The following is a 14,957-nucleotide window of genomic DNA, read 5'->3' on the forward strand; positions in this document are numbered from 1 at the left end:
GACCCGTCGGCCACGCCCCGATCGACGTTTACTCCTCGGGGCGCAGGGAACCCGCCGCCCGTGCGACAGGACCGTGGGGAGCCGGATCAGCGCAGGTCAGCCGGGGTGCTGGCCGGCGTCGACCGGGCCGGTCCGGTCCTGTTCGACACGGTGCTGCTGGACCGCGACGGCACCCTGGTCGAGGACGTGCCGTACAACGGCGACCCGGACAAGGTGCGCCCGCTGCCGGGCGCGCGGGCCGCGTTGGACCGGTTGCGCGCGGCCGGTCTGCGGCTCGCCGTGGTCACCAACCAGTCCGGGCTGGCCCGGGGCCTGTTCACCGAGGCGGACCTGGACCGGGTGCACCGTCGCGTCGAGGCCCTGCTCGGCCCCTTCGACTCGTGGCAGGTGTGCCCGCACGACGACGGGGACGGCTGTGCCTGCCGCAAACCCGCACCCGGGCTGGTGCACGCCGCCGCCCGGGCGCTCGGCACCGTACCCGCGCGCTGCGTCATGATCGGCGACATCGGCCGGGACGTCACGGCGGCGCTGGCCGCCGGTGCGGCGGGCATCCTGGTGCCCACCCCGGTCACCCGGCCCGAGGAGGTCGCCGCCGCCGGCTGGCTCGCCGCCGACCTGCCGTCGGCGGTGGACGAGATCCTGCGCCGCCAGCAGGCGCTACGCCCGACGCCGCCGCTGCCGCCCGACGCGGGACCGGGGCGCACGGTGCTGGTGGTGCGGTCGGACTCGGTCGGCGACGTGCTGGTCACCGGCCCCGGTATCCGGGCGGTGGCCGCCGGGGCGGACCGGGTGGTGCTGCTCTGCGGCCCGCGCGGCCGGGCCGCCGCCGAGCTGCTGCCCGGCGTCGACGAGATCGTGGAGCACCGGCTGCCGTGGATCGACCCCGAGCCCGGACCCGTCGACCCGGCCGAGATGACCGCGCTGACCGCGCGCCTGGCGGCCGTCGACGCCGACGAGGCGGTCGTCTTCACCTCGTTCCACCAGTCGCCGTTGCCGCTGGCCCTGCTGCTGCGGATGGCCGGTGTCCGGCGGATCTCCGCGATCAGCGACGACTACCCGGGGAGCCTGCTGGACGTCCGGCACCGGGTGCCGGCCGGTGTGCCGGAGGCCGAACGCGCGCTGTCGCTGGCCGCCGCCGCCGGGTACGCGCTGCCCGCCCACGACGAGCCGCGCCTGCGGTTGCGGCCGCGACTCGCACCGCCGCCGGAGGCCGGCGAGCCGGGATACGTGGTGCTGCACCCCGGTTCGGACGCGCCCGCGCGCGGCTGCCCGCCGGAGCTGGCCGAGCGGATCGCCCGGGAGCTGGCCGCCGCCGGTCACCGGGTGGTGGTCACCGGCGGCCCGCAGGAACGCGAGCTGACCGCCCGGGTCGCCGGCCGGTACGCCCGCGACCTCGGCGGCCGGACCGGGCTCGCCGAGCTGGCCGCCGTGGTGGCCGGTGCCGGCGCGCTGGTGGTCGGCAACACCGGCCCGGCGCACCTGGCCGCCGCCTCCGGGGTGCCGGTGGTCAGCCTGTTCGCCCCCACCGTCCCGTTCGGACAGTGGGGTCCCTGGCGGGTGCCGACGGTACGCCTCGGCGACGCCGCCGCCGGATGCCGCGACACCCGCGCCGCACGCTGCCCGGTGCCCGGTCACCCCTGCCTCAGCGGAATCTCCCCGGGCGCGGTCGTCGACGCGCTCCGGCTGCTCGGCGTACCACCGGACCGGGTGCCCACCCGTCCGACCGTGTCCCGCACGACGGTGTCCACCGGAGGCGGCCGATGAACATCCTGCTCTGGCACGTGCACGGCTCGTGGACCACGTCGTTCGTGCACGGCAAACACCGCTACCTGGTCCCGGCCACCCCGGACCGGGGGCCGTACGGGCTGGGCCGGGCCCGCACGTACACCTGGCCGGAGAGCGCCGCCGAGGTGAGCCCGGAACAGTTGCGCGACACCGACGTCGACGTGGTCCTCCTGCAACGCCCCGAGGAGTGGGAGCTGGCCCAGCGGTGGCTGGGCCGTCGGCCCGGCCGCGACGTGCCGGCGATCTACGTCGAGCACAACACCCCGAAGGACGGGGACGTGCCGCACAGCCGCCACCCGATGGCCGACCGCGACGACCTGCTCGTCGCCCACGTGACCGCCTTCAACGAGCTGTTCTGGGACACCGGCAGGACCCGGACCACGGTCGTCGACCACGGCATCGTGCCGCCGGTCGTGGAGTACACCGGCGAACTGGACCGGCTGGCCGTGGTGATCAACGAACCGGTACGCCGGTGGCGGGTCACCGGTACCGACCTGCTGCCCCGGTTCGCCGAGATCGCCCCGCTGGACGTCTTCGGCCTGAAGGTGGCCGGGCTCGCCGAGCACCTCGGCCTGCCCGCCGACCGCCTCACCAGCCACGACGACGTCCCGCAGCACCGGATGCACGCCGAACTGGCGCGCCGCCGGGCGTACCTGCACCTGTGCCGGTGGACCTCGCTCGGGCTGAGCCTGATCGAGGCGATGAGCATCGGCATGCCGGTGGTGGCGCTGGCCAGCACCGAGGCGGTGATGGCCGTGCCGCCGGACGCCGGTGCGCTGGACACCCGCGTCGATGAGCTGCTGGAGGCCGCCGCCCGGTTCGTCGCCGAGCCGCAGCGGGCCCGGCAGGCGGGGCAGGCGGCGCGGGCCGCCGCCCGGCAACGCTACGGCCTCGACCGTTTCCTCGCCGACTGGGACCGGCTGCTGGAGGAGGAAGTATGCGGATAGCGATGATCTCGGAGCACGCCAGCCCGCTCGCCATCCTGGGCGGGGAGGACGCCGGCGGCCAGAACACGCACGTCGCGGAACTCTCCGCCGCGCTCGCCGCGGCCGGGCACGACGTCCGCGTCTACACCCGGCGGGACGCGGTGGACCTGCCGGTGACCGTGCGCAGCCCGGACGGCTACGACGTGGTGCACGTACCGGCCGGACCGGCCGAGCCGGTGGCCAAGGACGCGCTGCTGCCGCACATGCGGACGTTCGGTGCCTGGCTGGTGGAGCGGTGGCGCGGCGACTGGACGCCCGAGGTGGTCCACGCGCACTTCTGGATGAGCGGGCTGGCGGCGGTGCAGGCCGGTCGACAGGTCGGCGTGCCGGTGGTGCAGACGTACCACGCGCTCGGCACGGTCAAGCGCCGCCACCAGGGCGTCCAGGACACCAGCCCGGCCCGGCGGATCGGCTACGAACGGCAACTCGGCCGGTCGGTGGACCGGGTGATCGCGCAGTGCCGCGACGAGGTCGGCGAACTGGTCCGGATGGGGGTGCCCCGCTCGGCGATGACGGTCGTGCCGTCCGGGGTGAACCTGGGCACGTTCGCCCCGCTCGGCCCGGCCGCCGAACGGGAACCGGGACGCGCCAGGATCCTCACCGTCGGACGGCTGGTGGAACGCAAGGGCTTCCAGACCGTGGTCCGCGCGATGGCACACGTGCCGGACGCCGAGTGCGTGGTGGTGGGCGGCCCGCCCGCCGGGCTGCTGGAGACCGACCCGTACGCCCGGCGGCTGCGTGCGTTGGCCCGTAGCTGCGGGGTGGCCGACCGGGTCCGGCTGGTCGGGGCGGTGCCGAGGGAGGAGATGGGCCGCTGGTACCGGTCGGCGGACATCCTGGTCGCCGCCCCCTGGTACGAGCCGTTCGGCCTGACCCCGCTGGAGGCGATGGCGTGCGGGGTGCCGGTGGTGGCGACCGCCGTGGGCGGGTTGCGGGACACCGTGGTCGACGGGGTGACCGGGGACCTGGTGCCGGCCCGGGACCCGAGGGCGTTGGGCGAGGCGCTGGCCGGGCTGCTCGACGACCGGATCCGCCGGTTCGCGTACGCGGGCGCGGCCCGGGCGCGCGCTCGGCAGCACTACTCGTGGACGGTCACCGCGGAACGACTCGCCGAGGTCTACGCCGAGGTGGCCGCCGTGCACCGGCCGACCCGGGTGGTGGCCTGATGCCGGGGCGCAACCCGCTGGAGACGCACCTGGCACACCTGGCCGCCGCGCTGACGCCGTACCGGCGGTGCGAGCCGCTGCTGGCCCGGTGGGGCGCGGTCCTGGCGCAGCACCTGACCGCCGGGGGCCGGTTGCTGGTGGCCGGCAACGGCGGCAGCGCCGCCGAGGCGCAGCACCTCACCGCCGAGCTGGTCGGCAAGCTGCGCGAGGACCGGCAGCCGCTGTCCGCCATCGCCCTGCACGCCGAGACCTCGGCGCTGACCGCGATCGGCAACGACTACGGCTACGAGGAGGTCTTCGCCCGGCAGGTCCGCGCGCACGGCCGCCCCGACGACGTCCTGCTGCTGCTCTCCACCAGCGGTGGCAGCACGAACCTGCTGACCGCCGCGCGGGCGGGTCGCCAGGCCGGGCTGCGGTGCTGGGCGTTCACCGGGCCGGCACCGAATCCGCTCGCGGACGCCGTCCACGAGGCGCTCGCGGTGGACTGCCCGGACTCCCAGGTCGTGCAGGAACTGCATCTGGTCTCCAGTCACCTGCTCTGCGAGTACGTGGAGCGGGCGATGGTCGAGCAGCCGGCGGTGGCGTACGTGGAGCCGGTGGTGCCGGCGGCGTCGGACGCACCGGCGGCCGGTCCGGTCCGCGCCGGGGTCGAGGTGGTGCTGGACGGTGGGGCCGGCCGACCGGTCGAAGCGTGAGGAGGCAAGCGTGAGGGGACCCGTGGTGGTGGTCGGCGACACCCTGCTCGACCGGGACGTGGAGGGCGTGGTGAACCGGCTCTGTCCGGACTCGCCGGTCCCGGTGCTCGACGAGACCGCGCACGTCGACCGGCCCGGCGGGGCCGGGCTCGCCGCCGTCTTCGCCGCCGCGCAGGGCGCCGAGGTGGTGCTGGTCACCGCGCTCGCCGACGACGCCGGTGGGGCCCGGCTGGGGGTGCTGCTGGCCGCCGCCGGGGTGCAGGTGTACCCGTTGCGGCTGGCCGGGTCCACTCCGGAGAAGATCCGGCTGCGGGCCGGTGGGCGGGTGCTGCTGCGCCACGACCGGGGCGGCGGCGCCGAGACGCCGGGCGAACCCGCCGAGGCGGTCCTGCGCGTCATCGAGCGGGCGTCGGTGGTGCTGGTCAGCGACTACGGCCGGGGGGTGGCGCGGCAGCCCGCGCTGCGGGCGGCCCTGGCGGCGACCCGGGCCCCGGTGGTCTGGGACCCGCATCCGCGCGGACCGGCGGCGGTGCCCGGGGTGCACCTGGTCACGCCGAACGAGTCGGAGGTGCAGGAGTTGGTGGAGGCGCCCGCCGCCGCCACCCGGCTGGCCACCGCCGCCGACGGCGCCGAGCGCCTGCGGCAACGCTGGCGGGCGGGCGCGGTGGCGGTGACGTTGGGTGCCGACGGCGCGTTGCTCAGCCACGCCGGGTCGACGCCGCTGGTGGTGCCGACGCCGGTGGCCGCCGAGGGCGACACCTGCGGCGCGGGGGACCGGTTCGCGGTCGCCGCCGGCCTGGCGCTGGGCCGGGGCGCGCTGCTGTCGGAGGCGGTGCAGGAGGCGGTGACCGAGGCGTCGGCGTACGTGGCGGACGGTGGAGTGGCGACCGCGTTGCCGTTGCCGGTGCGACGGGCGCCGCAGGCGGTGCACGCGGTGGTGGCCGGTGACCGGGTCGGGGTGGCGGCAGCCGCCGCCGCGGTGGCCCGGGTGCGTGCCGCCGGGGGGACGGTGGTGGCGACCGGCGGTTGTTTCGACCTGCTGCACGCCGGTCACGTGGCGACCCTCCAGGCCGCCCGGCAACTCGGCGACTGCCTGGTGGTGTGCCTCAACTCCGACGCCAGCGTCACCGGACTCAAGGGACCGGACCGGCCGGTCGTGCGGCAGGACGACCGAAGTCGCCTACTGGCGGCGCTGAGCTGCGTGGACGCGGTGATGATCTTCGACGAGTCGACACCGGCGGCGGCGCTGTCCTGGCTGCGCCCGGACATCTGGGTCAAGGGCGGGGACTACGCCAGCGGCGGCGGGGACGGCGACTGCCTGCCCGAGGCCGAGATCCTGCGCCGCTGGGGCGGCCACACGGTGGTGGTGCCGTACCTGGACGGCCGGTCCACCACCGGGCTGATCGCCGCGACGGCGGCGCGTACCGGCGTGGGGGTGTCCCGATGAGCGCGCCCGGCACCGGACGCACGGTGCTGGTCACCGGCGGGTCCAGCGGGTTGGGCGCGGCGGTGGTGGCTGCGGTGGCCCGCTCCGGCGGCCGGCCCCTGGTGCTGGACCGGCAGGCGCCCGGCGACGGGGTGGCCTGGGCCGAGTGCGACCTGGCCGACACCCGCGCGGCGGAGGCCGCCACCCGGCAGCTCGCCGAGCGCGAGGGCGGGCTGGACGCGGTGGTCACCGCCGCCGGTGTGGACGTGCCCGGCCGGCTGGCCGACGTGCCCGGCGAGACCTGGGACCGGATCGTCACGGTGGACCTGCTGGCCACCGCCGCGGTGATCCGGGCCGCGCTGCCGTTCCTGACCGCCGCCCGGGGCAGCGTCGTCACGGTGGCGTCCACGCTCGGGGTCAAGGCGGTCAGCGACGCCACGGCGTACTGCGCGGCGAAGTTCGGCGTGGTCGGGTTCACCCGCGCGCTCGCCGCCGAGCTGGCCGGGTCGGTGAACGTGACGCTGCTGGTGCCGGGCGGCATGCGGACCGCCTTCTTCGACGACCGCGACGCGCAGTACCGGCCGGGGCCGGACGCGATCCTCAACGACCCGGCCCACACCGCCGCCGCCGTGATGTTCGCGCTCTCCCAACCGGCCGGCTGCGCGGTACGCGAGATGGTGGTCTGCGCCGAGCAGGAGACCTCGTACCCGTGATCCTGGTCCTGCGTGCCCTCGGCGTCGGTGACCTCGCCACGGCGGTCCCGGCGTTGCGGGCGCTGCGGACGGCGTACCCGGACCGCGAACTGGTGCTCGCCGCGCCGTCCTGGCTCGGCCCGCTGGTCGAGCTGGTCGGCGGCGTGGACCGGCTGCTGCCCGCCGACGGGCTGGACCGGCTCGGGGCTCCCGGCGGGCCGGTGGAGGTGGCGGTGAACCTGCACGGCCGGGGACCGCGCTCGCACCGGCTGCTCGCCACCACCGGACCGGACCGGCTGTTCGCCTTCGCCGACGCGCGGGCGGAGCACGCCGACGGGCCCGGGTGGGACGACGAGGAGCACGAGGTGGCGCGCTGGTGCCGGCTGCTGAGCTGGTACGGCATCCCCACCGACCGGACCGACCTGGACCTGCTCCGGCCGCTGCCGGGGACCATGCCGACCGGCGTGACGGTGCTGCATCCCGGCTCCAAGGTGCCGGCCAAGCGCTGGCCGTCCGGGCGGTACGCGGCTCTCGCCCGGGACCTGACCGGCCGGGGGCACCGGGTGGTGTTGACCGGCAGCACGGGGGAGCGGGCCACCGCTGTACGGGTCGCGGACGAGGCCGGTCTGCCCGCCGACGCGGTGCTGGCCGGCCGGACCGATCTCGGGCAGCTCGCCGCCCTGGTCGCCGGGGCGCGGCTGGTGGTCAGCGGGGACACCGGCGTGGCGCATCTGGCCACCGGCTACCGCACCCCGTCGGTGGTGATCTTCGGTCCGGTCCCGCCCGCCCGCTGGGGGCCGCCGCCGGAGCGACGACGGCACCGGGTGCTCTGGGCCGGCGCATGCCCGACCCGGGACGGGGTAGGTGGTCACCCGGCGGTCGCCGCCGTCGGGGTCGACGCGGTGCTGGCCGCCGTCGAGGAGGTGGAACGGGTGGTGCGGGCGGACCGTGCGGTTGCGGCGTAGCGATCCGGGTCGGCCGGGATACGGCCGCCGGCGACGCGGTCCGGGCTGGTCGTTCGTCGACCCGCGCGGCGCGCCGGTGCGTGACCCGGACGATCTGGCCCGGCTGCGGGCGCTGGTCATTCCGCCGGCCTGGCGGCAGGTGTGGATCGCGCCGCACCCGAACGGGCACATCCAGGCCACCGGGATCGACGCCGCCGGGCGCAAGCAGTACCTCTACCACCCGCTGTGGCGGCAGCGGCAGGACGAGGCGAAGTTCGACCATGTGCTGGAGGTGGCCCGCCGGCTGCCGGTGCTGCGGGAACGGGTCGGCCTCGACCTGACCGGGCGGGGGCTGCGCCGCGAGCGGGTGCTGGCCACCGTGACCCGGCTGCTCGACATGGGCACCTTCCGGGTCGGCAGCGACCAGTACGCGGCCGGGGACGACCCGACCTTCGGCGTGGCCACCCTCCGCCCCGAACACGCCCGGTCCCGCCAGGGCTGCGTGGTCTTCGAGTTCCCGGCCAAGGGCGGCATCGAGCAGGTCCGCCGGGTCTCCGACCCGGAGCTGTGCCGGGTGCTGACCCACCTGCGCCGCCGTCGCCGGGAGGCGGACCGGTTGTTCGGCTACTGGGACGGCCGGCAGTGGCGGGACGTGCGGGCCGACGAGGTCAACGACTACCTGCGCGACGCCAGCGGCGGCGAGATGACCGCGAAGGACTTCCGCACCTGGCACGCCACCGTCCGGGCGGCCACCGAGCTGGCCGTGCTCGGGACGCCGAGGTCGGTCACCGCGCGACGGCGAGCGGTGGCCGGGGTGATGCGCGAGGTCGCGGAGCTGCTCGGCAACACCCCGACGGTGGCCCGTACGTCCTACGTGGACCCTCGGGTGGTCGACCTGTTCCACGACGGCGTGGTGGTGCCGGTGACCCGGGACACCGGGCGCGAGCAGGCCGAGCGTGCCGTGCTCGACCTGCTGGACCGGTCCTGAGCGGTCACCGGCCGCCCGCCGTGCGCGTCTGGATCATCACCTCGACGCCGTCCAGCACCCGGCCGAGCCCGAAGCGCCACTCGGCGTCGACGTAGTCGTCCTCGTCGTCACCCTCCGCGACCAGCTCGTGGATCGCCGGGTACGGCCCGTCGGCGGTGAGCCGGGCCAGGTGTTGCCAGTAGTGCATGCCCACCTGGTCGGGGGTCTGCCCGCTGCGGACCGCCGCCTCCATCAGGTCCGCGGTGGTGGTGGCCCAGCTCCGGGCGTACCCGCTGACCAGCATGATGGTGGAGACGCGCTCGGTGCCGCGCAGGCCGGTGCCGGCCAGGGCGGTCAGCCCGTACTCCAGCCAGCGGACCTGGTTGGGGTTGATCGGGGGGCCGCTGATCGGCACGTGTCGGATCCACGGCTGTCGGCGCAACGCGGTCAGGTTCCCCTCGGCCCAGCGGGTCAGCGCGGGGCGCCAGCCCTCGTCCGGACCACGTGGTGGCGGGGGCGGCCCGTACGCCGTGTCGACCATGAGGTCGAGCAGGTCGTTCTTGGTCGGCACGTACCGGTAGAGCGACATCGTCGCCGCGCCCAGCTCGCGGGCGACGCGGCTCATCGACACCGCGCCGAGGCCCTCCGACTGGGCGACCTGGATCCCGGCGGCCACCACCTGTTCCAGGCTGAGGCCGCGTTTCGGGCCACGGCTCGGACGCTCGCGCAGCCCCCAGGCGAGCGCGACGTTCTCGGGCAGGTCGACGTCGGGACCGTCGCTCACTTCCACCTCCACCGGCCGGGCTTGACCCTCATCGTAGCTTCTGCGTATGGTCTACGCAGATAAGCGTACGGCATACGCAGAAAACGGAGAGTGACCCATGACGAACGGACCACCGGCGGTCGAGCTGATCGAGCTGAGGAAGTCCTTCGGCGACCTCGTCGTCCTCGACGGGCTGACCATGCGGGTCCGGGCCGGCGGCGTGCACGCGCTGCTCGGCCAGAACGGGGCCGGCAAGACCACCACCGTGCGGATCCTGGCCACGCTGACCCGACCCGACGGGGGCAGCGCCCGGGTCGCCGGCCACGACGTGGTGCGCGACCGGCGGCGGGTCCGGCGGACGATCAGCCTCGCCGGCCAGCACGCTGCCCTGGACGACACCCAGACCGGCCTGGAGAACCTGACCATGCTGGCCCGGCTCGCCGGGCTGTCCGGGCGGACGGCCCGCAAGCGCGCCACCGACCTGCTGGAACGCTTCGCGCTAACCGACGCCGGTGGGCGGCAGGCGATCACCTACTCCGGGGGCATGCGCCGCCGCCTGGACCTCGCCGCCAGCCTGGTCGGGCAGCCGTCGGTGGTCTTCCTGGACGAGCCCACCACCGGCCTGGACGTGCGTAGCCGGCAGGGGCTCTGGGAGGTCGTCGGCGAACTGGCCCGCACCGGGGTGACCGTGCTGCTCACCACGCAGTACCTGGAGGAGGCCGACCGACTGGCCGACCGGATCACGGTGCTGCACCACGGAGCGATCGCCGCCGAGGGCACCGCCGACGACCTCAAGCGCCGCTTCGGCGCGCACCGGCTGGAGCTGACCTGGCGCGAGGAGGCCGGAATACGGGAGGCTGCCGGGCTGCTGGGCGACCGGGTCACCGGCCGGGACCCGGACCGGTTGACACTGTCGGTGGCCACCGACGGTAGTGCGCCGCAGGTGCGCGCCCTGCTCGACGAGATCGATCCGGACCGTCACGGGGTGGTCCGGTTCACCGTCCGCGAGGCGACCCTCGACGACGTCTTCCTCACCCTCACCGGCGCTCCGGTGCCCACCCGACAGCAGGTGTCCCATGTCTGAGCTGGCCGTACGCGGATCGCAGACGGCGGTGATGATCGGCCGCTGCGTCCGGCTGTCGCGCCGCAACGTCGACGCGTTGCTCACCTCGCTGCTGCTGCCGGTGATGCTGATGCTGGTCTTCGTCTACCTCTTCGGCGGGGCGATCGACACCGGCTCGGCGTACGTGACCTATGTGGTGCCCGGCGTGCTGCTGCTCTGCGCCGGGTTCGGTGCGGCGGGCACGGCGGTGAGCGTCACCACGGACATGACCAACGGCATGATCGAGCGACTGCGCACCATGGACGTCGGCGCGACCTCGATCATCGGCGGTCACGTGGTGGCCAGCATCGCCCGCAACACGGTCTCCACCGTGCTGGTGCTGGCCGTCGCGGTGGCCATCGGGTTCCGGCCCGCCGTGGCACCGCTGCGCTGGCTGGCCGCCGCCGGGGTGCTGCTGCTGTTCCTGCTGGCGGTGTCCTGGCTGTCGGCGGCGTTCGGGCTGCTGGCCCGTACCCCCGAGGCGGCCGGCGGGTACACCTTCCTGGTGATGTTCCTGCCCTACCCGAGCAGCGCCTTCGTGCCGGTCGAGACGCTGCCCCGCTGGCTGCGCGGCTTCGCCGAGCACCAGCCCGTCACGCCGGTCATCGAGTCGCTGCGCGGGTTGCTGCTCGACCTGCCGGTCGGCACGGCGCCGGCCCGCGCGGTGGCATGGTGCCTGGGCATGCTGGCGGTCGCGGTGCTGCTCTCGGCGGTGCTGTTCCGCCGCCGGATCGCCTGATCCGCACGAGCGAGAAGGGGGGCGACGTCCGTCGGACGTCGCCCCCCTTTCTCGTCGCCGTCGCTCAGTCGTTGAGGACCTGGGCCAGCCGGTCCCGGAAGCGTCGCTCCGAGGGGCTGACCTGGCTGCCCCCGAGCCCGAGGATGCCGCCGCTGGTGGCCGCGCCCACCACCTGGTCGGTGATCTCCACCAGCCAGTGCTGGTACGCGCCGGCCTCGCCCTCGTCCACCTTCTCCGCCAGCAGGGCGGCGGCGGCCTTGGCCCGGCCCAGCACGTCCTCGGCGTACGCGCGCGGGTCCTCCGGCGCGATCACCGGCAACTCCTCGCCGGCCTCCGGGTCGCCCACCCGGGTCACGATCTCCCCGGCCACCGCGGCCACCAGCGGGCTGGCCGACTCCCGACCGGTGGAGATGGTCTCCAGCCCGGCCGCGCTCTCGGCCATCGTCGCCCGGGTGCTGTCGGACTCCGCGGCGCTCGCTGCGGTGAGCACCGCCTGCGGCAGGCCGACCAGCAGCCCCCACTCCTCGTCGGAGAAACCGAAAGCGGTGTACGTCGGCTCTTCGATCACGACCGTGCCTCTCCCGTTCGTCGTCCGGTCCCCGGTCACGCGCCATCCGTGCTGGCCGCGCCGGGTCCGGTATGTCCCCGCCGCCATCGCGGCGGGCTCAGGTTAGTCCAGCGTCAGCAGTCCCTGTTCGGACACCACGCTGACCGACAGCGTCTTGTACCCGACCTCGTCGAAGAGCACCGTCATCCGGTCGTCCTCGTAGCTGAGCACCAGGCCGGCGCCCCACTCGGGGTGCCGCACCTGGCTGTGCACCGGGAACGGACCCACCGCGCCGTCGTCGGCGGTGCTGGTGCCGGCGTGGCAGTTGTCGCAGTGCCCGCAGATCTGGGTCATCTGCTCGCCGAAGTAGGCCAGCAGCGTCTGTCCCCGGCAGGCCGTGGTCTCGGCGAAGGCCCGCATCATGTCGGTCCGCGAACGGGTCAGGTTCTGCTGCCGCTCGGCCTCCGCCACGGCCGCCTCGGCGGCCTCCACCGGAGTCGGCGAGTAGCGCGGCGCGCCGATCCGCTGCCCGGCGCGGGGCTGCGCCGCACCGACCTGCTCCAGCAGGGCCAGGTACTGCCCGAGCTTGCGAGGCCCCAACCCGGTCACCTCGCGCAGCTCCTTCTTGGTGGCCGGCCCCTGACGCAGCAGGGCGGCCAGGTCCCGCAGCTCGGTGGCGTCGGGCAGACCACCGCTGAAGAAGCGTTGCAGCCCCACGTCCTCGGCCTGCCAGAGCAGCAGCACACGGGCCGGCTGGCCGTCGCGTCCGGCCCGGCCGATCTCCTGGAAGTAGCTGTCCGGCGAGTCGGGCAGCGCCATGTGCACCACCCAGGCGATGTTCGGCTTGTCGATACCCATGCCGAACGCCGACGTGGCCACCATGATCGGCACCTGGTCGGCGAGGAACGCCTCGTGCAGCCGAGCACGGGCGCTGGCGGACATCCCACCGTGGTAGAACTGCGCCGGGTAGCCGGCGTCGGTGATCCGGGCCGCGAGTTCCTCGGCCGCCCGCCGGGTGGGTACGTAGATGATGCCCGGCCGCTCGTCGTCCCGCAGCAGCGCGATCAGCCGTCGCCACCGGTAGTCCTCGGTGGGGCAGTGCGCCACCTCGAAGAAGAGGTTCGGCCGGTCCAGCCCGGACACCACGATCTCGGGCTCGCGCAACCGCAGCCGGGCCACGATGTCGTCGCGTACCGGCGGCGAGGCGGTGGCGGTCAGCGCCACCACCGGCGGCCGTCCGATGCCCTCGATGAGCTGACCGAGCGCCAGGTAGTCCGGACGGAAGTCGTGCCCCCAGGCCGAGATGCAGTGCGCCTCGTCGATCGCGACCAGTGCCGGTTTCAGCGCGCACACCTCGGCCAGGCGCTCCGGGTTGGCCAGTTGCTCCGGGGTGATGAAGAGGAACTCGGCCCGCCCGTCCCGGATCTCGGCGATCGCCTCGGCCTGCTGGGCCGGCGACTCGTCCGAACTGATCCGGACCGCCCGCAACTCCGCCCGCTGCCGCTCGTTGAGCGCGGCAATCTGGTCCTGTTGCAGAGCCAGCAGCGGCGAGATCACGACGGTCGGGCCGGGGATCAGGCTCGCCGGTATCTGGTAGATCGCCGACTTGCCGGCGCCGGTGGGCAGCACCACCAACGCGTCGCGCCGCCGCATCACCGCGCGCATCGCGGCCAGTTGGTTGGGGCGCAGGGTGGACCAGCCGAACAGGCTGCGCGCCGCGCGGCGCAACGACATCGAGTGCGTGGTGAGCTTCATCGAAGGCCGCAGGTACCCGGCCGGACCAGCGCCGAAACGCAGGCCCGGCCAAGAGGGACCGCGAGTCCTGTCACGTCGTCGCTCAGCGCGTTCGGGGTAGTACGTCGCGCTGGTACAGGTCCATCAACCCCTGCCAGTCCGGCCCGGTGTTGGCCACGTAGACCTCGTCGAAGCCGGCCTTCGCGTACGCGTCGATCTTCGCCAGGTGCGCGTCGGCGTCGTTGCCGCAGACGAACGCCTCCCGCATCGCCTCCGGGTCGACCAGTTGGGCGGCCTGCTCGAAGTGCCGGGGCGAGGGCAGCACCTGCAACAGCTCACCGGGGATCGCCTCGGTCGGCCAGCGTTCGTACGCCAGCCGCATGCCCTCCTCCACGGTCGGCGCGTACGCGGCCTTGAAACCGGCCTGGCACGGCTTGTCGCCACCGCCGTTGTCCCGGAACCGGCCCACCAGCTCGGCGTCGGGCATGGTGTTGACGAAACCGTCGCCGATGCGGGCGGCCAGGTCCACCGCCTTGGGGCCGAAGGCGGAGACGTAGATCGGCGGGGGCGTCTCGGGCAGCGTGTAGATCCGGGCGTGCTCCACCCGGTAGTGCTTGCCGTAGTGGTTGACGAAGCCGCCGTCCCACAGCTTCCGCATCACCTCGACCGCCTCCTCCAGCATCTCCAGCCGGACGCCGGCCTGCGGCCAGTGGTCGCCGAGGATGTGCTCGTTGAGCGCCTCGCCGGAGCCCACCCCGAGCACGAACCGCCCGGAGTGCAGCACCGCGCTGGTCGCCGCCGCCTGGGCCAGCACCGCAGGGTGGATACGCACGGTGGGGCAGGTCACCGCCGTGGTGACCGGCAGGCGGCAGGTCTGACTCAACGCGCCGATCATCGACCAGACGAACGGGGCCTGGCCCTGCGCGTCCGTCCAGGGGTGATAGTGGTCGGAGATCCAGAGCGCCTGGAAGCCGGCGCGCTCGGCGGCCTGCGCCTGTGCCAGCAACTGCTCCGGCGGGTACTCCTCAGTGGACAGGAAGTAGCCGATCTTCATGGGTGCCCCCTCGCCGTGATGGTGTCCAGGGCCAGGCGGTACCCCGGCGGGGGCGGGTCACACCCGGTCGCGACGTCAGCGCCGGAACATCGCCCGGATGGCCACGAGCAGCAGCAGGCCGCCCACCACCAGGCCGAGCAGGCGTACGCCGGGGATGTCGGCCGGGCTCGTCGCGTCGGCGAGCAACAGCAGCGGGTCCATCTCCGCACTCTGCTGGCAGAGCGCTCCCAAGGCAACTGTAAGGTTTATTGACTATTCGGTGGCGCGGTGTGACCATTGCTGCACCGCCGGGTGGCGGGGGGAGTCCGCGGCGGAGGATGACGGGGGTACGCGACCGCATGAGCGAGCGTCAGCGAG

15 protein-coding genes are annotated in these 14,957 nt (G+C 74.6%); 10 read left to right on the top strand and 5 right to left on the bottom strand.

Annotated features, from left to right (window positions below; translation table 11 throughout):
• Positions 1–60: 60 nt before the first annotated feature.
• The 8 genes from ACIBO1_RS16000 to ACIBO1_RS16035 are packed head-to-tail and all read left to right on the top strand — an operon-like array spanning position 61 to position 8,682.
• The gene (locus tag ACIBO1_RS16000; protein WP_396746619.1) at positions 61–1,764 is read left to right on the top strand and encodes an HAD-IIIA family hydrolase; all 1,704 of its coding nucleotides are present in this window, start codon (positions 61–63) and stop codon (positions 1,762–1,764) included.
• Positions 1,761–2,732 (top strand): glycosyltransferase, encoded by a 972-nt coding sequence (locus ACIBO1_RS16005; RefSeq protein ID WP_396746622.1) that lies wholly within the window; start codon positions 1,761–1,763, stop codon positions 2,730–2,732. Before ACIBO1_RS16000 ends, ACIBO1_RS16005 begins: the two co-directional genes overlap by 4 nt.
• Positions 2,723–3,937, top strand: coding sequence for a glycosyltransferase (locus tag ACIBO1_RS16010; protein WP_396746625.1), 1,215 nt, complete (start codon positions 2,723–2,725; stop codon positions 3,935–3,937). The genes ACIBO1_RS16005 and ACIBO1_RS16010 overlap by 10 nt, the downstream gene beginning before the upstream one ends.
• Positions 3,937–4,632: an SIS domain-containing protein gene (locus tag ACIBO1_RS16015; RefSeq protein WP_396746628.1), complete on the top strand. Its 696-nt coding sequence runs from the start codon at positions 3,937–3,939 to the stop codon at positions 4,630–4,632. Before ACIBO1_RS16010 ends, ACIBO1_RS16015 begins: the two co-directional genes overlap by 1 nt.
• Positions 4,633–4,642: 10 nt before the next feature.
• Entirely contained in the window at positions 4,643–6,079 is a 1,437-nt protein-coding gene (locus ACIBO1_RS16020) for a PfkB family carbohydrate kinase (protein WP_396746631.1), read from the top strand.
• Positions 6,076–6,771: an SDR family oxidoreductase gene (locus tag ACIBO1_RS16025; RefSeq protein ID WP_350695135.1), complete on the top strand. Its 696-nt coding sequence runs from the start codon at positions 6,076–6,078 to the stop codon at positions 6,769–6,771. The genes ACIBO1_RS16020 and ACIBO1_RS16025 overlap by 4 nt, the downstream gene beginning before the upstream one ends.
• On the top strand, positions 6,768–7,715 hold the full coding sequence (locus tag ACIBO1_RS16030) for a glycosyltransferase family 9 protein (protein WP_396746635.1): 948 nt from the start codon (positions 6,768–6,770) through the stop codon (positions 7,713–7,715). The genes ACIBO1_RS16025 and ACIBO1_RS16030 overlap by 4 nt, the downstream gene beginning before the upstream one ends.
• Entirely contained in the window at positions 7,699–8,682 is a 984-nt protein-coding gene (locus tag ACIBO1_RS16035) for a DNA topoisomerase IB (RefSeq protein WP_396746638.1), read from the top strand. Before ACIBO1_RS16030 ends, ACIBO1_RS16035 begins: the two co-directional genes overlap by 17 nt.
• 4 nt (positions 8,683–8,686) lie before the next feature.
• Here ACIBO1_RS16035 and ACIBO1_RS16040 read toward each other — a convergent pair whose 3' ends face one another.
• Positions 8,687–9,445 (bottom strand): TetR/AcrR family transcriptional regulator, encoded by a 759-nt coding sequence (locus ACIBO1_RS16040; RefSeq protein WP_396746641.1) that lies wholly within the window; start codon positions 9,443–9,445, stop codon positions 8,687–8,689.
• Between the two features lie 97 nt (positions 9,446–9,542).
• On the opposite strand from ACIBO1_RS16040, the gene ACIBO1_RS16045 reads away from it, so the two are divergent.
• Complete coding sequence (locus ACIBO1_RS16045; RefSeq protein WP_396746644.1) at positions 9,543–10,508, top strand: ATP-binding cassette domain-containing protein; 966 nt, start codon at positions 9,543–9,545, stop codon at positions 10,506–10,508.
• Positions 10,501–11,265, top strand: coding sequence for an ABC transporter permease (locus ACIBO1_RS16050; RefSeq protein WP_396746647.1), 765 nt, complete (start codon positions 10,501–10,503; stop codon positions 11,263–11,265). Before ACIBO1_RS16045 ends, ACIBO1_RS16050 begins: the two co-directional genes overlap by 8 nt.
• A gap of 64 nt (positions 11,266–11,329) precedes the next feature.
• On the opposite strand, the gene ACIBO1_RS16055 is transcribed toward ACIBO1_RS16050, so the two are convergent.
• The 4 genes from ACIBO1_RS16055 to ACIBO1_RS16070 all read right to left on the bottom strand — a co-directional run bounded on the left by ACIBO1_RS16055 (position 11,330) and on the right by ACIBO1_RS16070 (position 14,801).
• Positions 11,330–11,833 carry a hypothetical protein gene (locus ACIBO1_RS16055; protein ID WP_396746650.1) on the bottom strand — a complete coding sequence of 168 codons (504 nt, stop codon included), beginning with the start codon at positions 11,831–11,833 and terminating at the stop codon, positions 11,330–11,332.
• A gap of 102 nt (positions 11,834–11,935) precedes the next feature.
• The gene (locus ACIBO1_RS16060) at positions 11,936–13,567 is read right to left on the bottom strand and encodes a RecQ family ATP-dependent DNA helicase (RefSeq protein WP_396746652.1); all 1,632 of its coding nucleotides are present in this window, start codon (positions 13,565–13,567) and stop codon (positions 11,936–11,938) included.
• A gap of 82 nt (positions 13,568–13,649) precedes the next feature.
• Entirely contained in the window at positions 13,650–14,600 is a 951-nt protein-coding gene (locus tag ACIBO1_RS16065; protein ID WP_396746655.1) for a TIGR03557 family F420-dependent LLM class oxidoreductase, read from the bottom strand.
• A gap of 75 nt (positions 14,601–14,675) precedes the next feature.
• Positions 14,676–14,801 carry a hypothetical protein gene (locus ACIBO1_RS16070; protein ID WP_350695121.1) on the bottom strand — a complete coding sequence of 42 codons (126 nt, stop codon included), beginning with the start codon at positions 14,799–14,801 and terminating at the stop codon, positions 14,676–14,678.
• Positions 14,802–14,957 lie beyond the last annotated feature (156 nt).

The sequence above is a fragment of the Micromonospora sp. NPDC049903 genome, from assembly GCF_044460945.1.
GTDB lineage: Bacteria > Actinomycetota > Actinomycetes > Mycobacteriales > Micromonosporaceae > Micromonospora.